Source organism: Oceaniovalibus guishaninsula JLT2003 (assembly GCF_000299575.1).
In the GTDB taxonomy this organism is placed as follows: domain Bacteria; phylum Pseudomonadota; class Alphaproteobacteria; order Rhodobacterales; family Rhodobacteraceae; genus Palleronia; species Palleronia guishaninsula.
This window is the reverse complement of record NZ_AMGO01000021.1, coordinates 242,070-266,230: the sequence shown is the minus strand read 5'-3', so window position 1 is coordinate 266,230 and position 24,161 is coordinate 242,070. Positions and strand designations below refer to the sequence as shown.

At 67.5% G+C, this 24,161-nt stretch carries 26 protein-coding genes; 18 read left to right on the top strand and 8 right to left on the bottom strand.

Annotation, left to right across the window (positions count from 1 at the left end; all coding sequences use genetic code 11):
- The first annotated feature begins 50 nt into the window (after window positions 1-50).
- Genes OCGS_RS07315 through OCGS_RS07255 form a run of 14 tightly spaced genes read left to right on the top strand, consistent with a single transcriptional unit; the run spans window position 51 to window position 13,289 of the window.
- Window positions 51-707, top strand: a complete 657-nt coding sequence (locus tag OCGS_RS07315; protein WP_007426602.1) for a cytochrome c3 family protein — start codon at window positions 51-53, stop codon at window positions 705-707.
- Window positions 695-3,478 carry a 4Fe-4S dicluster domain-containing protein gene (locus OCGS_RS07310; protein WP_007426601.1) on the top strand — a complete coding sequence of 928 codons (2,784 nt, stop codon included), beginning with the start codon at window positions 695-697 and terminating at the stop codon, window positions 3,476-3,478. The genes OCGS_RS07315 and OCGS_RS07310 overlap by 13 nt, the downstream gene beginning before the upstream one ends.
- Window positions 3,475-4,863, top strand: coding sequence for an NrfD/PsrC family molybdoenzyme membrane anchor subunit (gene nrfD, locus OCGS_RS07305; RefSeq protein ID WP_007426600.1), 1,389 nt, complete (start codon window positions 3,475-3,477; stop codon window positions 4,861-4,863). Before OCGS_RS07310 ends, nrfD begins: the two co-directional genes overlap by 4 nt.
- Complete coding sequence (locus OCGS_RS14550) at window positions 4,860-5,384, top strand: DUF3341 domain-containing protein (protein ID WP_007426599.1); 525 nt, start codon at window positions 4,860-4,862, stop codon at window positions 5,382-5,384. The genes nrfD and OCGS_RS14550 overlap by 4 nt, the downstream gene beginning before the upstream one ends.
- Complete coding sequence (locus tag OCGS_RS07295) at window positions 5,381-5,929, top strand: c-type cytochrome (RefSeq protein WP_052026138.1); 549 nt, start codon at window positions 5,381-5,383, stop codon at window positions 5,927-5,929. Before OCGS_RS14550 ends, OCGS_RS07295 begins: the two co-directional genes overlap by 4 nt.
- The gene (locus OCGS_RS07290; protein WP_007426597.1) at window positions 5,926-6,948 is read left to right on the top strand and encodes a hypothetical protein; all 1,023 of its coding nucleotides are present in this window, start codon (window positions 5,926-5,928) and stop codon (window positions 6,946-6,948) included. The genes OCGS_RS07295 and OCGS_RS07290 overlap by 4 nt, the downstream gene beginning before the upstream one ends.
- Entirely contained in the window at window positions 6,945-7,289 is a 345-nt protein-coding gene (locus tag OCGS_RS07285; RefSeq protein WP_007426596.1) for a hypothetical protein, read from the top strand. The genes OCGS_RS07290 and OCGS_RS07285 overlap by 4 nt, the downstream gene beginning before the upstream one ends.
- Window positions 7,286-8,020, top strand: a complete 735-nt coding sequence (locus OCGS_RS07280; RefSeq protein WP_007426595.1) for an SCO family protein — start codon at window positions 7,286-7,288, stop codon at window positions 8,018-8,020. The genes OCGS_RS07285 and OCGS_RS07280 overlap by 4 nt, the downstream gene beginning before the upstream one ends.
- On the top strand, window positions 8,017-9,000 hold the full coding sequence (coxB, locus tag OCGS_RS07275) for a cytochrome c oxidase subunit II (RefSeq protein WP_007426594.1): 984 nt from the start codon (window positions 8,017-8,019) through the stop codon (window positions 8,998-9,000). The genes OCGS_RS07280 and coxB overlap by 4 nt, the downstream gene beginning before the upstream one ends.
- Window positions 8,997-10,745, top strand: a complete 1,749-nt coding sequence (gene ctaD, locus OCGS_RS07270; RefSeq protein WP_007426593.1) for a cytochrome c oxidase subunit I — start codon at window positions 8,997-8,999, stop codon at window positions 10,743-10,745. Before coxB ends, ctaD begins: the two co-directional genes overlap by 4 nt.
- Window positions 10,742-11,389, top strand: a complete 648-nt coding sequence (locus OCGS_RS07265) for a cytochrome c oxidase subunit 3 (protein WP_007426592.1) — start codon at window positions 10,742-10,744, stop codon at window positions 11,387-11,389. Before ctaD ends, OCGS_RS07265 begins: the two co-directional genes overlap by 4 nt.
- A complete protein-coding gene (locus OCGS_RS07260) occupies window positions 11,386-11,739 on the top strand; it encodes a cytochrome C oxidase subunit IV family protein (RefSeq protein ID WP_007426591.1) in 354 nt (117 codons plus the stop codon). Before OCGS_RS07265 ends, OCGS_RS07260 begins: the two co-directional genes overlap by 4 nt.
- 50 nt (window positions 11,740-11,789) lie before the next feature.
- Window positions 11,790-11,924 (top strand): hypothetical protein, encoded by a 135-nt coding sequence (locus tag OCGS_RS15525; protein ID WP_007426590.1) that lies wholly within the window; start codon window positions 11,790-11,792, stop codon window positions 11,922-11,924.
- A complete protein-coding gene (locus OCGS_RS07255) occupies window positions 11,925-13,289 on the top strand; it encodes a tannase/feruloyl esterase family alpha/beta hydrolase (protein WP_007426589.1) in 1,365 nt (454 codons plus the stop codon).
- A 13-nt stretch (window positions 13,290-13,302) separates the two neighbouring features.
- Here the strand turns inward: OCGS_RS07255 and OCGS_RS15345 are convergent, their stop codons facing one another.
- Window positions 13,303-13,452, bottom strand: a complete 150-nt coding sequence (locus OCGS_RS15345; RefSeq protein ID WP_007426588.1) for a hypothetical protein — start codon at window positions 13,450-13,452, stop codon at window positions 13,303-13,305.
- Between the two features lie 188 nt (window positions 13,453-13,640).
- On the opposite strand from OCGS_RS15345, the gene dnaK reads away from it, so the two are divergent.
- From dnaK to radC, 3 genes are all read left to right on the top strand, one after another.
- On the top strand, window positions 13,641-15,560 hold the full coding sequence (gene dnaK, locus OCGS_RS07250) for a molecular chaperone DnaK (protein ID WP_007426587.1): 1,920 nt from the start codon (window positions 13,641-13,643) through the stop codon (window positions 15,558-15,560).
- A gap of 72 nt (window positions 15,561-15,632) precedes the next feature.
- Entirely contained in the window at window positions 15,633-16,802 is a 1,170-nt protein-coding gene (gene dnaJ / locus OCGS_RS07245; RefSeq protein WP_007426586.1) for a molecular chaperone DnaJ, read from the top strand.
- Between the two features lie 43 nt (window positions 16,803-16,845).
- Window positions 16,846-17,592, top strand: a complete 747-nt coding sequence (gene radC / locus OCGS_RS07240; protein WP_007426585.1) for a RadC family protein — start codon at window positions 16,846-16,848, stop codon at window positions 17,590-17,592.
- A 3-nt stretch (window positions 17,593-17,595) separates the two neighbouring features.
- On the opposite strand, the gene dxs is transcribed toward radC, so the two are convergent.
- From dxs to OCGS_RS07210, 6 genes are all read right to left on the bottom strand, one after another.
- Window positions 17,596-19,521, bottom strand: a complete 1,926-nt coding sequence (dxs, locus tag OCGS_RS07235) for a 1-deoxy-D-xylulose-5-phosphate synthase (RefSeq protein WP_007426584.1) — start codon at window positions 19,519-19,521, stop codon at window positions 17,596-17,598.
- Window positions 19,522-19,586: 65 nt separating this feature from the next.
- Window positions 19,587-20,447, bottom strand: a complete 861-nt coding sequence (locus OCGS_RS07230) for a polyprenyl synthetase family protein (protein ID WP_007426583.1) — start codon at window positions 20,445-20,447, stop codon at window positions 19,587-19,589.
- A 6-nt stretch (window positions 20,448-20,453) separates the two neighbouring features.
- Window positions 20,454-20,702 carry an exodeoxyribonuclease VII small subunit gene (locus OCGS_RS07225; RefSeq protein WP_007426582.1) on the bottom strand — a complete coding sequence of 83 codons (249 nt, stop codon included), beginning with the start codon at window positions 20,700-20,702 and terminating at the stop codon, window positions 20,454-20,456.
- A complete protein-coding gene (locus OCGS_RS07220; RefSeq protein WP_007426581.1) occupies window positions 20,699-21,628 on the bottom strand; it encodes a histone deacetylase family protein in 930 nt (309 codons plus the stop codon). The genes OCGS_RS07225 and OCGS_RS07220 overlap by 4 nt, the downstream gene beginning before the upstream one ends.
- On the bottom strand, window positions 21,625-22,386 hold the full coding sequence (locus tag OCGS_RS07215; protein WP_007426580.1) for a response regulator: 762 nt from the start codon (window positions 22,384-22,386) through the stop codon (window positions 21,625-21,627). Before OCGS_RS07215 ends, OCGS_RS07220 begins: the two co-directional genes overlap by 4 nt.
- Window positions 22,383-22,886: a MarR family winged helix-turn-helix transcriptional regulator gene (locus OCGS_RS07210; protein ID WP_040610663.1), complete on the bottom strand. Its 504-nt coding sequence runs from the start codon at window positions 22,884-22,886 to the stop codon at window positions 22,383-22,385. The genes OCGS_RS07215 and OCGS_RS07210 overlap by 4 nt, the downstream gene beginning before the upstream one ends.
- 139 nt (window positions 22,887-23,025) lie before the next feature.
- Between OCGS_RS07210 and OCGS_RS07205 the strand changes: the two genes are divergently transcribed.
- Window positions 23,026-23,895 (top strand): branched-chain amino acid aminotransferase, encoded by an 870-nt coding sequence (locus tag OCGS_RS07205; RefSeq protein WP_007426578.1) that lies wholly within the window; start codon window positions 23,026-23,028, stop codon window positions 23,893-23,895.
- Here OCGS_RS07205 and OCGS_RS07200 read toward each other — a convergent pair.
- A complete protein-coding gene (locus OCGS_RS07200; protein WP_007426577.1) occupies window positions 23,892-24,077 on the bottom strand; it encodes a hypothetical protein in 186 nt (61 codons plus the stop codon). The two genes, OCGS_RS07205 and OCGS_RS07200, sit on opposite strands and share 4 nt — an antisense overlap.
- Between the last annotated feature and the right edge of the window lie 84 nt (window positions 24,078-24,161).

Genomic DNA, 24,161 nt, shown 5'->3' with positions numbered 1-24,161 from the left:
CGTGCCCATCCGGGGGTGCCGTCTTTCGGATGTGCAGTCAGGATCTGCCCATGGCTCAACCCTTCGGATCCGGGGCGAACACGGTCACGCGGCTGGTTCTGCTGGCACTGATCGTCGTGCCGCTGTCCGCCGCGGCGCTGGGGATGACGCTGGCACGATCCGACTATGTCACCGGGCAGGACCGCACGGTCGAACAGCCGATCCCCTTCAGTCACGCGCACCATACCGCCGAGATCGGGATCGACTGCCGCTATTGCCATACCAGCGTTGAGGTGTCGGCCAAGGCGGGCATCCCGCCGACGACGACTTGCATGACGTGTCACAGCCAGCTTTGGACCAATTCCGAGATGCTGGCCCCGGTCCGCGAAAGCCTGGTGACGGGTGTGCGGCTGAAGTGGCGGCCGGTCAACGATTTGCCCGATTATGTGTATTTCAACCATTCCGTCCATGTGACGAACGGCGTCGGCTGCACGACCTGCCACGGTCCGGTCGGCGAGATGAAGCTGATGCGTCAGGACGCGCCGCTGACGATGGAATGGTGCCTGTCCTGTCACCGGGATGTGGGGCCGAACCTGCGCCGGCCCGAGGACATCTATCTGCCGTTCCCGCCCCGGCCCCAGGCATCTAGGGCCGAGACCCAGCGCCTGCTGGATTATTACGACATTCACGACGGCAACCTGGCGGAGTGTTCGACATGCCACCGCTGACCGGACCCACCCGGCGCGAGGCGCTCAAGCTGTTCTCGGCCGGTGCCGCGTCCCTGGTCGCCGGCTGTTCCGAGCCCGAGGACGAGATCGTCCCCTACATCGCCCAGCCCGAGGGGCTGGTGCCGGGGCAGCCGATGTTCTTCGCCACCGCGCTGCCGCTGGGCGGGGCGGGGCGGGGGGTTATCGTCGAAAGCCACGAGGGCCGGCCGACCAAGGTGCACGGCAACCCCGCGCATCCCGCCAGCCAAGGGGCCACGGACGTCTTTGCCGAGGCGGCGATCCTCGACCTGTTCGATCCGCACCGTCCGCGCGCCCCCCGACAGGGGACGATCCCGGTATCCTGGCTGGCGTTCGAGACGGCGCTGCCGCGGGGCCTGCCGCCCGACGGAAAAGGCGCGCGGCTGCTGACGGGGCCGGTCGCGTCGCCGACGATGGCCCGGCAGATCGCGGCATTGCTGGAACGCCGCCCGCAGATGCGTTGGCATGCTGCCCGGCCGCCCGCCACGGCGCTCGAGATGCCGTTGGGCGACGGACGGCTGCGGATGTGGCCCGCATTCGACCGGGTCACGCTGGCGGTCAGCCTCGGATGCGACTTCCTTGGGCCCGGTCCTGGCCAGATCGCGACGGCGCGGGCCTTTGCAGAGGCGCGCGCCGTCCGGCCCGACGCCCTTCGGCTTGAAGTGTTCGAGCCGTCGCCGTCGCTGACGGGCGCCAAGGCCGACCGGCGCGTGATGGCCGGCATGGCCGAACTGGCGGCACTGGCAGAATGGCTGGAGATGCGGCTGGGCGGCACCGGATCCGCCCCGCTGCCGCCACCGCGCCTGCGCGATCTGGCCGAGGCCACGGCCCTTCGGTTGGAAAGGGCGGGTGCCGGCGCGCTGGTGCTGGCGGCGCCCGAATTGCCGCCGCAGGCCGCGCTGGCCGTGGCCCGCCTGAACGCGCGGCTGGGCGCGCCGCTGGACTGGCGCCCCACCGCCGACACATGGGCGGGTTTGCGGCCCGATCCGGTTGGCGCGCTGGCTGATGACATGCAGGCGGGCGACGTGACCGCGTTGGTCGTGCTCGACGCCGATCCGGTCCACGATCTGCCCTCGGCCGGGTTCGCCGATGCGATGCGGCATGTTCCGCTGACGGTCTTCGGCGGCGTCACGTTCAACGACACGGCGGCGCATTGCGACTGGCGCCTGCCGCTGGCGCATCCGCTGGAGGACTGGTCCGATCTGCGCGGACCCGACGGGACGGTGGCGCTGGTCCAGCCGTTGATCGCGCCGCTGCACGGATCGCGGTCGCGTCACGAGGTGCTCGACCTTCTGGTGCGCGGCCCTGCCGCCGCTGCCCCGGCGCGCACGATCCTGCGCGAAACCTGGCAGGCGGCCCGCGACGCCGACGGGCCGGAGTTCGAGGCGTTCTGGACCCGCGCGCTGCACGAAGGCGTGATCGAAGGCACTGCCTTCGCGCCCATATCGCCCGACCTCGACGCCGATCCGTTCCATGCGCCCTTCCCTGCGGACGAGGGGTTCGAACTGCTGCTGCGTCCGTCCTCGTCGGTCTGGACCGGGGCCGGGGCCGGCAATGCCTGGCTTCAGGAATGCCCCGAGCCGGTGACCAAGCAGGTCTGGGGCAACGCTGTGTGGATGGCCCCCGCCGATGCGTTGCGCATGGGACTGGAAGACGGCAATGCGGTGCGCATCGGCGGGCGGGGCGGCACTGTCGAGGCGCCGGTGCTGATCCTGAAGGGTCAGCACGAAGGCACGCTGTCGATGGCGCTTGGATACGGACGGCGGATGGCCGGGCCGATCGGGTCGGATGTGGGGGCGAATGCCGCGATCCTGTCGCCGCCGGGTGGCGCCACCGTCGTGACGGGCGTGACCGTCACGCCGACAGGTTCGCGCCTGCCGGTCCACCGCACGCAACATCATTTCGAACAGGGCCCGCGCGACATCCTGCGCAGCGTTCCGGCCTCGGACCCCACGCTCGACGCCGCAGGCCCGCAGCCATCCTTCTATCCGCCCTGGAACTCTGCGCCGAATGCCTGGGCCATGGTGATCGACCTCGACCGTTGCATCGGGTGCAACGCCTGCCTGGTCGCCTGCCAGTCCGAAAACAACGTGCCAGTCGTCGGCCCCGAGGAGATCGACCGCGGCCGCGTCATGCACTGGCTGCGCATCGACGCCTATGAACGCGACGACGGCGCGCCGTCGTTCCAGCCCATCCCCTGCATGCATTGTGAAAAGGCACCGTGCGAACCGGTCTGCCCGGTGGCGGCGTCAGTCCATGACGGTCAGGGCCTGAACGTGCAGGTCTATAACCGCTGCGTCGGCACGCGCTTTTGCCAGGCCAATTGCCCCTACAAGGTGCGCCGATTCAACTTCTTCGACTATGCCAACGGCCAGCCCGCCATCGCCGGACGGGTCGAGGATGTTCCCGAGGACGGCGCCGATCTGCTGGCCGCCTTGCGCAACCCCGAAGTCACCGTCCGTGCCCGTGGCGTGATGGAGAAGTGCACCTATTGCGTCCAGCGGATCGAGCGCGCGCACCACGAAGCCGCGCGCGAGAACCGCCCGATCCCGCCCGGCGCCGTCCGCACGGCCTGTCAGGACGCGTGTCCGACCGTCGCCATCACCTTCGGCGATCTGAACGCGGACGGATCGGCGGTGGCCCGGCTGCGCGAGGATCCGCGCCATTACGCGCTGCTGGGCGAACTGGGCACCCGTCCGCGCACGACCTATCTGGCCCGGATCGAGGATCGCGACCCCGGAGAGCGGGCATGAGCCTGACGGCGGATACCCCGGCCATCCGCGCCCAGAATGCCGCGGACGAGGTCGCGCGCGCTTATCTGCCGGTCGGCATGCCGAATCCGAGGATCACCGCCACTGTTGCTGATCCGGTGCTGGAGCAGCGGTTCGGGCGGCTGTGGTGGATCGCCTTCGTCGCCGCCAGCGGGCTGACCGTGACGATGATCGTCAGCCTGGTCTGGCTGGTCTGGCAGGGCGTCGGCATCTGGGGGATCAACACCACCAACGTTTGGGGCTTCGCCATCGCCAATTATGTCTGGTGGATCGGCATCGGCAATGCGGGCACGCTGATTTCGTCGATGCTGCTGCTGACGCGGCAGCGCTGGCGCGCTTCGATCAGCCGGTTTGCCGAGGCGATGACGTTGTTCGCCGCCGCCATCGCGGGCCTGTTCCCGATCTTCCATCTGGGGCGGCCGTGGTTCTTCTTTTGGCTGGTGCCCTATCCCAACACGATGGACCTGATGCCGCAATGGCGCAGCCCGCTGGTCTGGGACTTCTTCGCCATCGCCAGCTATCTAATTTTTTCGCTGCTGTTCTGGTATACCGGCGCGCTGCCCGATTTTGCCACGATGCGCGACAAGGCGAAGGGCCGCATCGGACGCAAGATTTACGGCGCCTTCGCGCTGGGCTGGCGCGGCTCGGCACGACACTGGCACCACTACGAGGCGTATTATCGCGCGATGGCCGCCCTGGGGGTGCCGCTGGTGGTGTCGGTTCATTCTGTCGTCGGCATGGACTTTGCCGCCGGGGTGATGTCGGGCTGGAACGAAACGATCTTTCCGCCCTATTTCGTCGTCGGGGCGATGTTTTCGGGCTTTGCGATGGTGGTCGTGCTGGCCGCGCTGATCCGGCGCGGACTGGGACTGCACGACCTGATCACGATGAACCATTTCGACGTCATGGCGCGGATCCTGCTGGTCGCATCGCTGATCATGTCGATATCCTACGTCACCGAATGGTTCTTCGCGTGGTATTCCGGCGACTATTCGGAACGCTTCGTCACCTGGTTCGAGTTTCAGGGCATCTATGCACCATTCTACTGGACGATGCTGGCCTGCAACTGCCTCTTTCCGCTGCTATACGCGTTCAGGGCCGCGCGGCGGTCGCTGCCCATCGTGATCGCGGTCGCGATCCTGATCAATGTCGGCATGTGGCTCGAGCGGATCCTGATCATCTCGGAAACCCTGTCGCGCGGCCATCTGCCGTCGCAATGGCGGGTCTATGTGCCGACGATCTGGGACTGGCTGCTGCTGGCCGGAACGCTGGGCTTCTTCGCCTGGATGTTCCTGCTGTTCGTCAGGCTGGTGCCGGCCGTTTCGATCCACGAGGTCAAGGAACGCACGCGCGAGGCCGAGGCATGACCCAGGGGCTGTTCATGGCACGGGTGCGCGATGCCGACGACCTGCTGTCGCTGGCCCGCGCCGCGCGCGAACTGGGGTTCGAGACGGCGGATGCCCATTCCCCCCATGTCATCGAAGGCATGGATGCGGCGCTGGGATTGCGCGCCTCGCCCGTCCGGCCGGCGATGCTGGTGGCGGGGCTGGTGGGCGCTGCGGCGATCTTCGCGCTGCAATGGTGGAATTCGGTCTACGGCTATCCGATCAATTCAGGGGGCCGGCCGCTTAACTCCTGGCCCGCCTACCTTTTTGCCACGTTCGAGACGGGGATCGCCGCGGCGGCCATCGCGGGGTTCGTCACGATGCTGTGGAAAAGCGCGCTGCCCCGGCCCCATCACCCGATATTCGAGGCGCGCGAGGCGGCAGCAATCACCGATGACGGGTTTTTCCTGACCGTGGACATGAACGACCGTCAGGCGCGCTATCGCGCGGTCGAGTTGCTGCGCGCCCGGCCCGAAGTCATCGCGGCCGAGGTGGTGGAATGATGCGGCGCCTGATCGCCCTCGCCGCGCTGATCGCGCTGGCGGGTTGCTGGCAGGATATGGCCGAGCAGCCCAAGGACGTCGCCTATGACCCGTCCGGCGCATGGTCCGACGGCGCGTCGGCGCGACCGCTGGTTGCCGGCACCGTGGCGCGCGGGGCCATCGACCGGCTGGAATCGTTGATCGTCCCGCCACAGGTCACGCCGGCCCTGCTGGAACGCGGGCGAGAACGGTTCACCATCTACTGCATGCCCTGCCACGGCTATGACGGAACGGGCGACGGCCGTGTGGTGCAGCGGGGCTTTCCGCCGCCGCCGTCCTACCTGACGGCCCGCCTGCGCGCGGCCCCTGCGGCCCATTTCCTTGGCGTGATCGAGAACGGTTTCGGCGTGATGTATCCCTATGGCGACCGCGTGCCGCCCGCCGACCGCTGGGCCATCGTCGCCTATATCCGCGCGTTGCAGCTTGCCGGGGGCGTCGCGCCGTCCCACCCCGCGCGCGGCGACGTGCCGGTCGACACCGCCTTTCCGTCCGAGGTGGCACCGTGACCGTCCGCGCCGTCCGCCGCACCGCTCTCGGGTCGGGTCTTGTGGCGCTTGCGTCGGTCGCCGGGTTGGTCCTGCTGGCCATGGCCGATCCGCTTGCGGCGGCGCGGGGATGGCTGGCAGGATGGGTCTTCGCGCTGTCCGTCGCGACCGGATCGGCGGTGGTCATCCATATCCACACGCTGACCGGCGGCCGCTGGCGGTTGGCGGGCGATCCCTGGCTGGGGATCGCGGCAGCGGCGACGCCGGCCCTGGCGCTGGGGGGTGCCGTGGTCTTCGCCGCCCGCGATCTGCTTTATCCCTGGATAAACGGCGCTGGGCCGTGGGGCGAAGTCGGGGCCTTGTGGCTGAACATGCCGTTCTGGACCCTGCGGCTGGTGCTGATCCTGGCTGTCTGGGCGGGCATCGCGCTGGTCGCGATGCGCAGGGCCGGGCCGGTCGTCGCGGCCGTGGCCCTTGTGCTTTACGGCGTCACGATTTCGGTCGCGGGGGTCGATTGGCTGCTGTCGCTGGCGCCCGGCTTCACCTCGACCGACTTCGCGGCGATGCTGGCCATCACGCAGATCGCCTGCGCGTTTGCCCTGCCCGCCGTGCTGGGCCTGTCGGGGGCGGACGGGCAGGCGCGGTCGGATTGGGGCGCGCTGCTTCTGACCGGATTGCTGGGCGTCGTCTATCTGGCCGGGATGCAGTTTCTGGTCAGCTGGTCGGGCGATCTGCCGGGCAAGGCCGCGTGGTATCTGGCGCGCAATCGCGGACCGGGGCTGCCGTTCATCTGGGCGATGGTCCTGCTGGGTGCCGTCGCGCCGCTGGCGATCCTCGTCCGATCCGCCTGGCGCGGGTCCGTACCGGCGCTGCGGGTCGCGGGCGCGCTGGTCCTTGCCGGGGCCGCGGCGCATACCGTCTGGATCGTCGCGCCGCTTTCCGATCCGGCGGCATTTGGCGCCATCCCCGCGGCCCTGCTGGCGGCCGCGTTGCTGGCCAGCCTGGGGCGGCTGGCCGTCGGCCCGAGGTGGGCGTCATGACCGAACCCCGCATCCCCGAAAAGCCCGGCGTGCCGCCCGTCGGCGTTTCCATCGCAATCGCGGTGGCCTTCGCCGCCGTGCCGATCGCTGCCGTGACCGTCTGGCTGCTTTACCCGCCCGCCCGGCACGACCCGCCATCCAATCTATCGGCCTTTCCCGCGCCCGCGCTGGAGATCGAGCCGGTTCAGGCATTCCAATCCTACCGGGAAAGGGAACGCGTCCGCCTTGCCGGCGCCGAGGGCCGCATGCCGATCGAGGAGGCGATGGCGCTGATCGCCGCGCGGGGCGCCAACGCCTACTCGCCGCTGCCGGACGCGAACGACGAGGATGAAACGCCATGAGACGGATTTCCGCTATCCTCGCCCTTCTGGTCTGCGCACTTCCGGCATGGGCGGGGCTGACGCAGGCCGAACTCGGTCTGGTCGGGCTGCGGCCCGGCGACACGGCGCAGGTTCCGGCGGGGCTGGGCCTGTCGGACGGCATCCGTCCGGCGGTTCTGGTCTTCGCGGATTTCGAATGCCCCGACATCTGCGACCCGCTGGTCGCGCAGACGGCAGACAGTCTTGCCGGAACGGGGCTGGCAGCGGGACGGGATTACCGGCTGATCGTCGTCGGTCTGGATCCGCGCGACAATGCCGCCGCGCGCGATGCCTTTCTGGGCGGAACCCTCGGCGACCGGCGGGCGGCCGCTCTGGTGCCCGATCTCGGGCCGGACCGGCTGGCGGAACTGACCGACGCGATGGGGTTCGGTTACGTCTATGACGCCGAATACGACAGGTTCGCGCATCCGGTGACAAGCTTTGTCCTGACGCCCGAAGGCCGGGTCAGCCGGGTTTTCCCCGCGCTCCATCCCGCGCCCGACGACATGCGCCGCGCGCTGATCGAGGCCGGACAGGGCACCGTGGGCGGGCTGGCCGAACGGCTGGTGCTGACCTGCTATGGCTTCGACCCGCTGACAGGCCGCTATAACCTGGCCATCGAACGGATCCTGACGATCTTCGGCGTTACCTTCGCGCTCGGCCTGGGATCCGCGCTGGCCATCGCGCATCTGCGTGAAAGGCGGGCGTCATGAACGGGGCATGGGGGCCGGGTGCGGCATCCGCCAATGTGCAGGGGTTCGACACGCTGTTCACCGCACTAGTGATCCTGTCGGTCGTCATCGTTTTGCTGGTGGGCGGGCTGGTCGTCGTCTTCGGCGTGCGCTTCCGCAAGGGCACGAAGGTCGAGCGGCACGCTGTCCCGACACTCGTCAGCCGCGAGGTCGAGATCGGCTGGACCGCGGCAACAGCCTTCATCGCCATCTTCATCTTCTGGTGGGCGGCGTCCTTCCGCATCACCGGCGCCGTGATCCCCGACGACGCGCTGGAAATCCATGTCGAGGCGAAGCAGTGGATGTGGAAGGTGGAACACCCCTCGGGCGCGCGCGAACTCAACGCGCTGCACGTCCCGCGCGGCCAACCCGTCGTGCTGAAGATGGCGTCGCAGGATGTCATTCATTCGTTCTTCGTGCCCGCTTTCCGTCTGAAGCAGGATGTGGTGCCCGGTCGCATCTCGATCCTGTATTTCGAGCCGACGCGGACCGGACGCTATCCATTGGAATGCGCGGAATATTGCGGGACCGACCACGCCCGCATGGGCGGCGAGGTCGTGGTGATGGAGCCCGAGCTTTATGCAAGCTGGACCGCCGCGCAGCCGCAGGCCGACAACCTTGCGCGCGAAGGGGCGGCGCTGTTCACCGCCGCGGGCTGTTCGGGATGCCATTCGCCCGCCTCGTCGGTGCATGCGCCGCAACTCGACGGGGTGTATGGCCGGGTGGTCAACCTTATCGATGGCCGGTCGGTGGTGGCGGACGAACCCTATATCCGCGACTCGATCCTGCGGCCCGCCCGCGATGTCGTGGCGGGATACGATCCGATCATGCCGACCGATTTTTCCCGCATCCTCGACGACGGCGAGATTACGGCGCTCGTCTCCTACATCCGCGAGCTGGGCGCCGGAATGCCGCCCGGCGACGAAACCCTGCGTTCCCCGATGATGGAGACCGACAGATGACCGACGCCGCCATCGACACCACACGCGGCGCGGGCGCGCCCAACTATCTGACGGCCGGAACGCGGGTGCGGTCCTGGCTGCTGTCCACCGATCACAAGCGGATCGCGATCCTCTATTTCGCGACGATCACGGTCTTCTTCATGATCGGCGGCGCCGCCGCGACGCTGATGCGGATGGAGCTGTTCACCCCCGAGGCCGATGTCGTCAGCGCCGACGGCTATAACAAGCTGTTCACGCTGCATGGCGTGATCATGGTGTTCTTCTTCCTCGTTCCGGCCATTCCGACGACGCTGGGCAATTTCATCCTGCCGCTGGCCATCGGCGCGCGCGACATGGCGTTTCCGCGCGTCAACCTGATCAGCTGGTATCTGACCCTGTCGGGCGGGATGCTGGCGCTGGCGTCGATGCTGCTGGGCGGGGTGGATACGGGCTGGACGTTCTACACGCCCTATTCGTCGGTCTATTCCAACTCCTACGTCACGCTTGCCGCGCTCGGCGTCTTCATCTCGGGGTTCGGCAACATCGCGACCGGGGTGAATTTCATCGTTACCGTCCATACCCAGCGCGCGCCGGGGCTGGGCTGGCGGCGGCTGCCGCTGTTCGTCTGGTCGATCTATGCCACGTCGATCATCTTCGTCCTGGGCACGCCCGCACTGGCCGTGGCGCTGCTGATGGTGGTGGTCGAGCGGCTGTTCGGGCTGGGGCTGCTGGATCCGGCGCGCGGCGGCGATCCGATCCTGTTCCAGCATGTCTTCTGGTTCTATTCGCATCCGGCCGTCTACATCATGGTGCTGCCCGCGATGGGCGTCGTGACCGAGGTCATTACCTGCTTCGCCCGGCGGCGCGTTTTCGGTTACACGATGATGGTCGGCGCGATGCTGGCCATCGCGGTGGTCAGCTTCTTCGTCTGGGGGCACCACATGTTCGTGTCGGGCCAGTCGCTTTATGCCAGCCTGATCTTTTCGTTCCTCAGCTTCGTCATTGCGGTTCCGTCGGCGATCAAGGTCTTCAACTGGACGGCCACGCTTTACGGCGGGCACATCACCTTCGAAAGCCCTATGCTTTATGCGATGGGGTTCGTCGGGCTATTCACGCTGGGCGGCCTGACGGGGCTGTTCCTGGCATCGGTGCCGATCGACGTGCACGTGCACGACACCTACTTCATCGTGGCGCATTTCCACTACATCATGGTCGGCGGGTCGGTTGCGGCGTTCTTTGCCGGGCTGCATTTCTGGTGGCCCAAGATCACCGGCCGCACCTACAACGAACGGATGGCGCGGGCGGCGGCAATCCTGATGTTCCTGGGGTTCAACTTCACCTTCTTTCCGCAGTTCATCGTCGGCTATCTGGGGATGCCGCGACGCTATCACGTCTATCTCGATCAGTTTCAGGTGTGGAACGTCGCCTCGTCGCTGGGGGCCGTGATACTGGCGGCGGCCTATATCCTGCCGCTCTGCTATCTGGGCTGGTCGCTGATCGGGGGGCACAAGGCCGGCGACGATCCATGGGAGGCAACGGGGCTGGAATGGCAGACCTCGTCGCCGCCGCCCGAGCATAATTTCGAGCGGCTGCCGCTGGTTACAGAGGAAGCCTATGCCTATCACGAAAAGCACGAGCATCCGAAGGAACGCGGGGGCGGCAACCAAGATTCGCAGGGCACCGGCCACAGGACGCGGCAGGAACGGTCCGGCGGGCGGCACGGGCCGGGCCCACATGCGGACAATCCGGCGGGGGGCGGCAGATGACACCCGAAAGCGTTCATGCAGCCGAACCCAACCAGCCCTTCCTGCGCTGGTCCCGCCAGCGCGAGGCCACGACGTTCGGCCTGTGGATCTTCCTGGCGTCCGAGATGGTGTTCTTCGGGGCGCTGATGATGGGCTATGCCATGCACCGCTATCTCTGGCCCGACGCGTTCGAGGTCGCGGGCGCGCACACGAACATCTGGTATGGCTCCATCAACACGGCGATCCTGCTCACCTCCAGCGCGACGATGGCGGTCGCGGCCTGGGCAGCCAGGGACGGCCTTCGCAGGACGGTGCTGACGGGGCTGGGGCTGACGGCGGCGTTGGGCATGGCCTTTCTGGTCCTCAAGGGGTTCGAGTATCGCGAGGATTTCAACGAGGATTTGATCCCCGGCATCGTGGCCTTCCCGCTCGACCCGCCGCAGACGCAGATCTTCTTTTCCTATTACTGGATGATGACCGGCATCCACGCGGTTCACCTGACCATCGGCATCGGCGCGGTCCTGACGGTGGCATGGGTGGTGGCGAAAGGGCGCACCGACTGGACGCAATCGGGCACGCTGCATGGTCTGGCGCTTTATTGGCACCTGATCGACGTCATCTGGATATTCCTCTATCCGCTTCTCTACCTCGTGGGGCGCGGATGAGCGCGGCGTCCGACACCGGCGGCCGGCAGACCGCAAGATCCCTCTGGCTGCGGGCCGCGCTGATCTGGCTGTTGCTGAACCTGCTGCTGGGTGCCACGATCGTCGGTGCGTATCTGCCCCTTGGCGACCTGAAGCTGCCCGTCGCGCTGCTGATCGCGGCGCTCAAGGCGGGGCTGGTCATCTGGATCTTCATGGAAATGGCATCGGCCAGTGCGCTGTCGCGGTTCGCCTTGCTGACCGGCCTTCTGATGGCCGCGCTGCTTTTCGCCCTGACCTATGCCGACGAAGCGACGCGCACCCATACCGACGACACCTTCCCCGGATCGGCCCCCGTCCAACCCGCCGATTGACGGGACGATCCGGCACGATAGGCTTCGCCAAGAACCGGGGAGGGACGATCATGGTCAGATACGGACTAGCCATCCTGTTGCTTGCGACAGGCACCGCGCAGGCGCAGCAGCAAGAGGGGGCAGGCGATTGTTTGGCGCTGGCCGATCTGGGGCTGGCCGATACCGTCGGCGTCATGGCAACCTAGGTGGCGGCGAAGGACGATCTGCCGGGGTATTGCCGGATCGCGGGCACCATCCGCCCCGCCATCGGGTTCGAGGTGCGCCTGCCCACGTCCGACTGGAACGGCAAGTTCTATATGGCCGGATGCGGCGGCTTCTGCGGCAAGGTGGACGCGGATTCGCCGAACCTGTTCAACGCGATAAACCACGCCCTCAAGCGCGGCTATGCGGTGGCGACGATGGATGGCGGCCATTGGGGCAGCGGATCGACCGATGCCCGCTGGGCCGACGCCAATCCCGTGGCCGAGGCCGATTGGGGCTATCGCGCCGTCGAGGAAACGACACGCGTCGCCAAGGCGCTGACCACGGCCTTTTACGGCGAGGATCCCCGCCATGCCTATTTCCAGGGCTGTTCCACGGGCGGGCGCATGGCGAACATGGCCGCGATGCGGATGCCCGATGCCTTCGACGGCATCATCTCGGGGGCGCCGGCGCTCGATTATCCGGGCCTTGTCGGCACGTCTTTCGCCTGGATCGCGCAGGCCAATACCGATCGGGACGGCAACCCGATCCTGCAACCCGAAGATGCGCGGATCGTGGCCGACGCGGTGATCGCCGCCTGCGACGCGGCGGACGGGGTCGAGGACGGAATCGTATCCGATCCACCGGCCTGCCGGTTCGATCCCGCGACGCTGGACCTCGCACCCGAAAAGATCGCTGTCCTCGACGCGTGGTATTCCGAGCCCGTCGACTCGGCCGGCACATTGCTCTATCCCGCCGCGGTTCCGGTCGGGTCCGAAGCGTTCTGGCCGCTCTGGCTGACGGGCATGCCGGGCGGCGGTGGCGCGCTGGTGCCGCGGGCTTTCGGCCCGAACTTCCTGCGCTACATGGCGTTCCCCGACGATCCCGGCGCGGATTACAGCCCGCAGAATTTCGACTTCGACACCGATCCCGCGCGGATGGCGCCGCAGGAAGACATCTATAATTCCGACGATCCCGACCTCGGCGCCTTTGCCGAAAGCGGTGGCAAGCTGCTGATGTATCACGGCTGGGCCGACGCCATCGTCTTCCCCGGCAAGACGGTCGCCTATTTCGAGGATTTGCAGCAAACCACCGGCGGCGACTTCGCGCGGCTGTTCATGGTGCCGGGGATGGACCATTGCGGCATCCAGACGACCGGGCCGGGCATCGCGCAGGACGGGATCGACCCGCTGACGGCGCTGGAACGCTGGGTCGAGGATGGCGCGGCCCCGGACAGCATCGAGACGACGAAAACGGCGGAAGGCACGCCCGTCTGGACCCGCCCCGCCTGCGCCTGGCCCGCTAAGGCGGTGTTTTCGGGCGAGGGCGAATGGCAGGACGCGGCGAACTGGTCCTGCAAGACAGAGTGACCGGGGCTGACCGTCAGCCAAGCCTCGGCACGCCGCCGCCCGATACGGTCAGGATCTGACCGCTCGTCCAGGCGACGGCGGGCAGGCAGAGGAACAGCGCCTCCTCCGTGCGCATGGCGCCGGGGGTGGCGAAGATACTCCTTCGGCCCCGGATCGCGGGCAATGGCGCCGATCCGCCCTCCGAATTTGCTGCAATCGTGCCTTGTGGGGCCGTTGCAGGGTGCAGGACGGCCTCCTATATACGCCCCGACGCTCGGTTCGGACGGTTTTCGGCCGGGCGACGGGATCGCCGGGCAGGTGCCGCACCGGGCTTGCCTGCACATATATCGCCTAACGAAGAGGACCATGAACATGGCCAAAGTCATCGGTATCGACCTTGGAACCACCAATAGCTGCGTCGCCATCATGGATGGCAGCCAGCCGCGCGTGATCGAGAATTCGGAAGGTGCCCGCACCACGCCCTCGATCGTCGCCTTCACGGAAGACGAACGCCTGGTCGGGCAATCCGCCAAGCGCCAGGCCGTCACCAACGCCGACAACACCATCTTTGCCGTCAAGCGCCTGATCGGCCGCCGCGCGGACGACCCCGAAGTCGCGAAGGACCGCAAGAACCTCGCCTATGACATCGTGGATGGCGGCAACGGCGACGCATGGGTCAAGGCCCGCGGCGAATCGTATTCGCCCAGCCAGATTTCTGCCTTCATCCTCGGCAAGATGAAGGAAACCGCCGAATCCTATCTCGGCGAGAAGGTCGAGCAGGCGGTCATCACCGTGCCGGCCTATTTCAACGACGCCCAGCGCCAGGCCACCAAGGATGCCGGCAAGATCGCTGGTCTCGAAGTGCTGCGCATCATCAACGAACCCACCGCGGCCGCGCTGGCCTATGGCCTCGACAAGAAGGAATCGAAGACGATCGCCGTCTACGACCTTGGCGGCGGCACGTTCGACATCACCATTCTGGAAATCGACGACGGCCTGTTCGAGGTGAAATCGACCAACGGGGACACGTTCCTCGGCGGTGAAGACTTCGACATGCGGATCGTCAACTACCTGGCCGACGAGTTCAAGAAAGAGAACGGCGTCGATCTGAAGGGCGACAAGATGGCGCTTCAGCGCCTGAAGGAAGCCGCCGAGAAGGCCAAGATCGAGCTTTCCAGCACCAGCCAGACCGAGATCAACCAACCCTTCATCTCGATGGGCAGCAACGGCCAGCCGCTGCACATGGTGATGAAGCTGACCCGCGCCAAGCTGGAATCGCTGGTCGGCGATCTGATCAAGGCGTCGATCAAGCCCTGCCAGGCCGCGCTGAAGGATGCCGGCTTGTCCGTCGGCGACATCGACGAGGTCGTGATGGTCGGCGGCATGACGCGGATGCCCAAGGTCGTCGAGGAAGTGACCAAGTTCTTCGGCAAGGAACCTCACAAGGGCGTCAACCCCGACGAGGTCGTGGCGCTGGGCGCCGCCATCCAGGCGGGCGTGCTGCAAGGCGACGTGAAGGACGTGGTCCTTCTGGACGTCACTCCGCTGAGCTTGGGGATCGAGACGCTGGGCGGCGTGTTCACGCGTCTGATCGACCGCAACACCACCATTCCGACCAAGAAGTCGCAGATCTTCTCGACCGCTGAGGACAATCAGAACGCGGTGACGATCCGCGTCTTCCAGGGCGAGCGCGAGATGGCGTCCGACAACAAGCTGCTGGGCCAGTTCAACCTGGAAAACATCCCCCCGGCCCCCCGCGGCCTGCCGCAAATCGAGGTGACGTTCGACATCGACGCGAACGGCATCGTCTCGGTCAGCGCCAAGGACAAGGGCACCGGCAAGGAGCAGAAGATCACGATCCAGGCGTCCGGCGGTCTGTCCGACGACGAGATCGAGAAGATGGTCAAGGAGGCCGAGGCCAACGCAGAATCCGACAAGGAACGCCGCGAGCTGGTCGAGGCGAAGAATCAGGCCGAGTCGCTGATCCATTCGACCGAACGGTCGCTGGAAGAGCACAAGGACAAGGTCGATCCCACCACGGTCGAGGCCATCGAGCTGGCCATCGCCAACCTGAACGAGCAGCTCGAGACGGACAATGCCGCGAAGATCAAGTCCGGCATCCAGAACGTCACCGAAGCCGCGATGAAGCTGGGCGAGGCGATCTACAAGGCCGAGGCCGCGAAGGCGCAATCGTCGGGCGGCGATGACGAGGGCACCGGCAACGGTGGTGACGACGACGGTATCGTCGATGCCGATTTCGAGGATCTGGGCGGCGACAAGCGCGCGTCCTGAGCCACGGCATGACTGGCGGGACCGGTCCGATTCCATCGGGCCGGTCCTGTCGTTCCCAAAGGATCTGATTGCATGGCAAAGCGCGATTTCTACGAGGTGCTGGGCGTCGGCCGGGGCGCCGGCGCAGACGAGATCAAGAAGGCGTATCGCCAGAAGGCGAAACAGCTTCATCCGGACCGCAACACCGACAATCCCCAGGCCGAGGCTCAGTTCAAGGAAGTGAACGAGGCTTACGAGGTTCTCAAGGACCCCGACAAGAAGGCGGCCTATGACCGTTTCGGTCACGCGGCCTTCGACGGCGGCATGGGCAATGGCGGCATGGGCGGCGCGGGGCGGCGTCCGGGCGGGGCCTACGGCCAGCAGGGCGATTTCGCCTCGGCGTTCTCGGACGTTTTCGACGATCTGTTCGGCGACATCATGGGCGGCCAGCGCGGCGGACGCGGCGGCCAGCGGGCCACGCGCGGCGCCGATCTGCGCTATAACCTGCGCGTCTCGCTGGAAGACGCCCATCGCGGGTTGCAGAAGTCGATCACCGTGCCCACCGCCGTGCAATGCGCCACCTGCCACGGCACCGGCGCCGAGGGCGGCGCGGAACCCGTCGTCTGTCCTACCTGTTCGGGCATGGGCAAGGTGCGCGCGCAGCAGGGCTTCTTCACCATCGAACGCACTTGCCCCACCTGTTCGGGCGCCGGTCAAATCGTCAAGAATCCCTGCCCCGTCTGTCACGGCGCCGGCCGGGTCGAGAAGGACCGCCAGCTCAGCGTCAACATCCCCGCCGGGGTCGAGACGGGCACCCGTATCCGTCTGGGCGGCGAGGGCGAGGCCGGCTTGCGCGGCGGACCGGCGGGCGATCTTTATATCTTCATCGAGGTCGAGGACCATCCGCTGTTCCAGCGCGAGGGCGAGAACCTGTTCTGCCGCGTCCCCGTCTCGATGGCCGCCGCCGCATTGGGCGGCGATATCGAGGTGCCGACCATCGACGGCGGCCGCAGCCGCGTGAAGGTGCCCGCCGGCAGCCAGTCGGGCAAGCAGATGCGCCTGCGTGGCAAGGGCATGCCCGCCCTGCGCGGCAACGGACGCGGCGACATGTATATCGAGCTTGCGGTCGAGACGCCGGTGAACCTGACCGGCAAACAGCGCGAGCTTCTGCGCGAATTCGAGCGTCTGGGCGACGACAACAACCCCGAAAGCAGCGGCTTTTTCAACAAGGTCAAGACGTTCTGGGACGGCATGAAGGGCTGATGCGTTTAACCCCGGCTTAACCGCTTGGCGGCTAGGCTGGGGCATGACCCGCCCGCGCCACTTCGCCGAACCGGCCCTGCCGCTTTTCACCGCCGCGGACGACACCGCGCAGCCGCTGCCGTCCTATATCCGCGACCATCGTTCGCGGCTGCGCGACAGGTTCGACAGTGGCGGCGCGGCGGCGGTTCCCGATTACGAATTGCTGGAACTGCTGCTGTTCCGGTCAATCCCGCGCCGCGACGTGAAACCGCTGGCACGCTGCCTGATCGACCGCTTCGGCGATCTGGGCCGCATCCTGTCGGCCACCCCCGCCCAGCTTTGCGCCGTGGACGGCATCGGCCCCGCCACCGCCCAGGATCTCAAGATCGTCGAGGCTGCGGCGCACCGCATCGCGCGCGCCCGCGTTATCGGCCGGCCTGTCGTATCAAGCTGGCAGGCGCTGCTGGATTACTGCCACACCACCATGACCCATCGCGGCACCGAACAATTCCGCGTGCTGTTCCTCGATACCCGCAACATCCTGATCGCGGACGAGGAACAGGCGCGCGGCACGGTCGATCACGTCCCTGTCTATCCGCGCGAAATCGTCAAGCGCGCGCTGGAACTGAACGCCAAGGCGATCATCCTGGTGCATAACCACCCCTCCGGCGACCCCACGCCATCGGATGCCGACATCGCGATGACGGCGCAGGTCGCACGCGCCTGCGCGGCGCTCGACCTGGTGCTGCACGACCACCTGATCATCGGGCAGAACGCCGAACTCAGCTTTCGCGCGGCAGGGCATCTCTAGGCGTCAGGCGCGCTTGTTCAGCCGCGCCACGCCCATGACCGACAGCACCTTCGCCTCGATATCCTCGGCGTTCAGACCGGCCACGGCATACATGTCGCGCGGATCGGCCTGGTCGATGAACGTATCGGGCAGAACCATCGACCGGAAGACCAGCCCGTCGTCGAACACGCCCTCGTCCGCCAGCAATTGCGCGACATGGCTGCCGAATCCGCCCACCGCGCCTTCCTCGACCGTGATCAGCGCGTCGTGATCGCGCGCCAGTTGCAGGATCATCTCGCGGTCCAGCGGCTTGGCGAACCGCGCATCGGCGACGGTCGGGACGATGCCGCGCGCGGCCAGCGCCTCGTGGGCCTGCAACACCTCGACCATGCGGGTGCCGAGGCACAGGATGGCGACGCCGCTTCCCTCGCGCAGGATGCGCCCCTTGCCGATCTCCAGCGGCACGCCGCGTTCGGGCAGATCGACGCCCGTTCCCTCGCCGCGCGGAAAGCGGAAGGCGATGGGCCCGTCGTCATGCGCGGCCGCCGTCGCGACCATGTGCACCAGCTCCGCCTCGTCCGAGGCGGCCATCACGGTGAAGCCCGGCAGGTTCGACAGGAACGCGATGTCGAACGCGCCCGCATGGGTCGCGCCATCGGCACCGACCAGCCCCGCGCGGTCGATGGCGAAGCGCACCGGCAGACGCTGCAACGCCACGTCATGCACGACCTGATCGTAACCGCGTTGCAGGAACGTCGAATAGATCGCGCAGAAGGGCCGCATCCCGCCCGCCGCCAGCCCCGCGGCGAAGGTCACGCCGTGCTGTTCGGCGATGCCCACGTCGAAGCACCGGCTGGCATGGCGTTCCGCGAACAGGTTCAGCCCGGTGCCGTCCGGCATCGCCGCCGTCACGGCGCAGATGCGCGGATCGTCCGCCGCTTCCCGGATCAGCGCCTTGGCGAAGACCGACGTATAGGACGGCGCGTTCGACGGCGATTTCTTCTGCTTGCCGGTGATGACGTCGAACTTCGAGGTCGCATGGCCCCGGTCGGCCGCTTCCTCGGCGGGGGCATAGCCCTTGCCCTTGCGCGTGATGACATGCAGCAGCATCGGCCCCGTCGCCCGCGCCCGCACGGTGCGCAAAACCGGCAGCAACTGGTCCAGATCGTGCCCGTCCAGCGGCCCGATATAGTCGAAGCCCAGCTCCTCGAACAACGTGCCGCCGATGGTGATGTGCTTGATCAGATCCTTGGCGCGCCGCGCGCCCTGCTGCAACGGCTGCGGCAGCAGCGACACCGCGCCCTTGGCCGCCGCCTTGAATTCCTGGAACGGCGCGCCGGCGTAAAGGCGCGACAGATAGCTCGACATCGCGCCGACAGGGGGCGCGATGCTCATCTCGTTGTCGTTCAGCACGACGAACAGCCGCTTCTTCATGTGGCCGGCATTGTTCATCGCCTCGAACGCCATGCCGGCACTCATTGCGCCGTCGCCGATCACCGCGATGGCGTCGCCCAGACGCGGATCGGGCCGGCCGCCCAGATCGCGCGCGGTGGCGAATCCCAGCGCCGCGCTGATCGAGGTGGACGAATGCGCCGCGCCGAACGGGTCATAGACGCTTTCGCTGCGCTTGGTGAATCCCGACAACCCGTCCTTCTGGCGCAGGGTGCGGATGCGGTCGCGCCGCCCGGTCAGGATCTTGTGGGGATAGGTCTGGTGCGACACGTCCCAGATCAGCCGGTCGCGCGGCGTCTCGAACACCGCATGCAACGCCACGGTCAGCTCGACCACCCCCAGACCCGCACCCAGATGGCCGCCCGTCTGGCTGACGGCGCTGATCGTCTCGGCGCGCAGTTCGTCGGCGACCTGCACCAGTTCGGCATCGGTCAGCCCGCGCAGGTCGGCGGGTTCGTGGATGCGGTCCAGAAGCGGCGTGGCCGGGCGGTCGTCCATGGGGAATGCCTTGCTGTTTGCCTTGATCTACCGCGCAACGCCACAGGGCGCAAACCGGCACCGCCTCATCTGTCGCGCGTCAGCACGAACCGCGCGCAATCGCGCAGGGTCTCGGCGCGCGCGCCATAGCCGTCCAGCGCCGCGCAGGCCGCATCGGTCAGGTCCGCCGCCCGCTGTCGCGCCGCGTCCATCCCCAGCAGCGACACGAAGGTCGCCTTGCCCGCCGCCGCGTCCTTGCCCAGCCGCTTGCCGGCCCGATCCTCGCAGCCCTCTGCATCCAGGATGTCGTCGGCGATCTGAAACGCCCCGCCCAGCGCGCGCGCATAGGCGGTCAGCGGCGCGGGATCGGCTTCGGCCAGCACCGCGCCCGCCGCCCCCGACCATTCGATCAGCGCGCCGGTCTTGGCGGCCTGCAACGCCTCGACCTCGTTCAGCGTCAGCGGCCGGCCGGCGGTTTCGGCGGCGATGTCCAGCGCCTGACCCAGCACCATGCCGCCCGCCCCCGCCGCGCGCGCCAGGGTCGAGACCAGAACGCAGCGCACCGCCGGATCGTCATGGCAGGCCGGATCGCTCAGCAGATCGAAGGCCAGCGTCTGCAACGCATCGCCCGCCAGAACCGCCGTCGCCTCGTCCCAGCGGACATGCACCGTCGGCTGGCCGCGCCGCAGGTCGTCGTCGTCCATGCAGGGCAGGTCGTCATGCACCAGCGAATAGGCGTGCAGCGCCTCGATCGCGGCGGCCGCCACGGTGGCATCCGCGACCCCGTGCAGCGCCGCGCCCTCGATCACCAGAAACCCGCGCAGCCGCTTGCCGCCGGTCAGCGCGTGGCGCATCGCGTCGTGGACGGGCAGATCGCCCCGCACGGCGGTTCGCAACAAGGCGTCGATCTGTCGCGCCGCGCTGTCCAGTCTGTCGTGAAACGTCATGCCGCGTCAGGGATCCAGCGGCGCCAGCCCGTCGGGCCGCCCCGAATCGTCGCGGGTTATCAGGCGCACCTTTTCCTCGGCCTCGGCCAGCTTGCGACTGCACCGTTCGCGCAGCGCCGCGCCGCGTTCGTAAAGGCGGATCGATTCCTCCAGCGGCACGTCGCCGGATTCCAGCGCATGAACCACACGGTCCAGTTCGGCCATCGCCTGCTCGAAGCTCATCTTGGCGATGGGCAGGTCTTCGTCCTTGGTCATCGGCTGCGGTCCCTCAACACGGCGACATGCGCCGCGACCGACGCTTCCAGCGCGGCCAGATCATATCCGCCCTCCAGAGTCGAGACGACGCGCCCGCCGCAGACGGCATCGGCCACGTCGCAAAGCTGTTCGGTCAGCCAGGTATAATCCTCGGTCTGCCATTCAAGCTGCGCCAGCGGATCGGCGGCATGCGCATCGAACCCAGCCGAGATCAGCAGCAATTCCGGCGCGTTTTGCCGCAGCGCCGGAAGAACGCGCGTCTCATAGATCTCGCGCATCAGCACGCCGTCGCTTCCGGGGGGCAGCGGCAGATTCATCACCTGCCGGTGCGCGCCGCGTTCGGTCATGGCGCCGGTGCCCGGATAAAGCGGCATCTGGTGACTGGACACGAACAGCACCCGCGCCTCGTCCCACAGCAGATCCTGCGTGCCGTTGCCGTGATGCACGTCGAAATCGACGATGGCCACCCGCGACAGGCCGCGCCGTTCCAGCGCATGCATCGCGCCGATGGCGACATTGCCGAACAGGCAGAACCCCATCGCCGTCTCGACCTCGGCATGGTGGCCGGGCGGGCGACATCCGACGAAGGCATTGCGCGCCGCGCCGTCCAGCACCGCGTCGATGGCCGCCACCATGCCCCCGGCGGCGCGCATCGCGGCATCGAACGATCCGGGCGACAGCGTCGTGTCCGCGTCAAGCTCGACCCGCCCCTCGGTCGGCACCGCGTTCCGCACCCGGTCCAGATAGCGCGTCGGATGGCACAGGGTGATGTCGCCTTCCGCCGCCACCGGCGCCTCGCGCCGCTCCAGCCCGTCCATCCGCGCCAGTGCCGCCTCGACCGCGTCCAGCCGCGCGACCTGTTCGGGATGGCCAGGCGGGTTGACATGCCCGCGCCCGGCCTCGGCCGAATACCACAATGTCGTCATGTCGTTCCCCTAACCGGCCCACGGTCCGGCGCCAGCATATAGCCCGCGCCGCGCACCGTCTGAAGATAGCGCGGCTGCTTTGGGTCCGCCTCCAGCTTGCGGCGCAGGCGGGTGATCTGCACATCCACCGCCCGGTCCTGCGCGCCGTCCCCATCCGCTCCCCCGCGGCCCAGATCCTCGATCAGTCGCGCGCGGCTGACGACCTCGTTCGGCGTGGCCGAGAAGATCCGCATCAGATGCGATTCGGTCGCCGTCAGGCGGATCTGCTCGCCCCGCGCCCACATCTCCCCCCGCGCCACGTCATAGCGCACATCGCCCAGCGTCAGCATCTTGGGCAGCGCGCTGGCGGGTGGCGGGGCGGGCACGCGGCGCAGGATCGCGTTGATCCGCAACAGCAGCTCCTTCGGCTCGAACGGCTTGGCCAGATAATCGTCGGCCCCCGCTTCCAGCCCCTCGATCCGGTCGTCGGTGCCGCTCCGCGCCGTCAGCAGCAGGATCGGCGTCTGCCGCGTCTCGCGCAGGGTGCGCGTCAACGCGATGCCGTCCTCGCCCGGCATCATCACGTCCAGAACGATCAGGTCGAAATCCAGCCCCCCCAGCAGCCGCCGGGCCTGCGCCGCATCGCGCGCCGGCGTAACCAGAAAGCCCTCGCGCCGCAGATAACGGCCCAGCAGGTCGCGGATGCGTTCGTCGTCATCCACCACCAGCAGATGCACGTCCCCGGCAGGCGGCCCGTCCCGTTCGGGCGCGTCGCTCATTCGGCGGCCTCGCGCGCCGCCTCGAACCGGCGCAGCAGCTCGCTGTCCATCATCGCCTCCAGAACCGTGCGGAAACCCGCCACCGCCTCGGGTCCGGCGCGGCGATAGGCGTCGCGCATCCGTTCGCGCTGCGCGCCGCTCAGCTCGGCCTCCAGCGCGCGGCCCGCTTCGGTCAGCGTCAGCCGCCGCTCGCGCTTGTCGCGGGTGCCGACGCGGCTTTCGACCAGCCCGTCATCGACCAGCGTCCGCAGCACGCGGTTCAGCGACTGCTTGGTCACGCCGAGGATCGCCAGCAGGTTCGTCACCGTCGTTCCCGGCCAGCGGTCGATGAAATGCAGCGCCCGGTGGTGCGCCCGGCCATAGCCGTGCCGCGCCAGGATCCGGTCGGGATCGGCGGTGAAGCCGCGATAGGCGAAGAACATCGCCTCGATTCCCTTGCGCAACTGCGCGTCGGTCAGGAACAGCAGGTTCTCGCCTCCGGGGCCGCCGGTGACTGGCATGCGGTGCATCGCGTCCTCCTTCAGCCGTCAGTTTATGTCAGCTTTATTGACATTCCAAGATCCGACTGCTAGCGAACAGACGCGATTTTAGCAACTATATGTCCGTTGCGGGCATATCATGGCAACTAAAGGTGCGGCTATGGCGGATGGGTATGACGACCGTGACGGCAAGATCTGGATGGACGGGCATCTGGTCGAATGGCGCGACGCCAAGGTCCACATCCTGACCCATGCCCTGCATTACGCCAGTTCCGTGTTCGAGGGCGAGCGGTGCTATGGCGGCCGCATCTTCGAATCGCGCCGCCATTCCGAACGCTTGCGCCGTTCCGCCAGCCTGATCGACTTCGAAATCCCCTATTCCGTGGACGAGATCGAGGCCGCCAAGACCGCCACATTGAAGGCGAACGGCCTGACCGACGCCTATGTCCGCGCGATCGCGTGGCGCGGGGTCGGTCCCGAAATGGGGGTCGCGTCATCGCGCAATCCGGTCCGCATGGCCGTGGCGGCGTGGGAATGGGGCAATTATTACGGCGATGCCAAGACCAGGGGCGCCAGGCTCGACCTGTCGAAGTGGAAGCGCCCGTCGCCCGAAACCATCCCGTCCGAGGCGAAGGCCGCCGGTCTTTACATGATCTGCACCATGTCCAAGCATGCGGCCGAGGCCAAGGGTTGCAGCGACGCGATGATGCTGGATTATCGCGGTTATGTGGCCGAGGCGACGGGCGCCAACATCTTCTTCGTCCGCGATGGCGAGGTTCACACGCCGCTGGCCGATTGCTTCCTCAACGGCATCACCCGCCAGACCGTGCTGGGCCTGCTGAAGGAAAAGGGCGTCCCCGTCCACGAACGCCACATCCAGCCGTCCGAACTGGAAGGTTTCCAGCAATGCTGGCTGACCGGCACCGCCGCCGAAGTGACGCCCGTGGGCCAGATCGGCGACTACCGGTTCGAGGTGGGCGCGCTGACGCGCGACATCTCGGACAGCTACGAACGGCTGGTCAGGGCCTAGACTTCCCGGCGCACCAGACGCCGGAACCGGGCGACGATGCCGTTCTCGGGACGGCGCGGCGCCCGGAATTGCGGCGTCAGGCGGCCGGGGCGCAGCGCGCTGTCGGCCCGCTCGATCCGCGCGAACTGCAACACCCGCCCGGCATCCGAACTTCTGCGGCGGTCGAGGACATGCTTGGTCATGGGAACTCCTCCGTGACGGACGGCCATCCTGACACGAGTCGCCGAAGACGCGAAACGGTTCCCGCCGACGCGGTCAATTCCGCG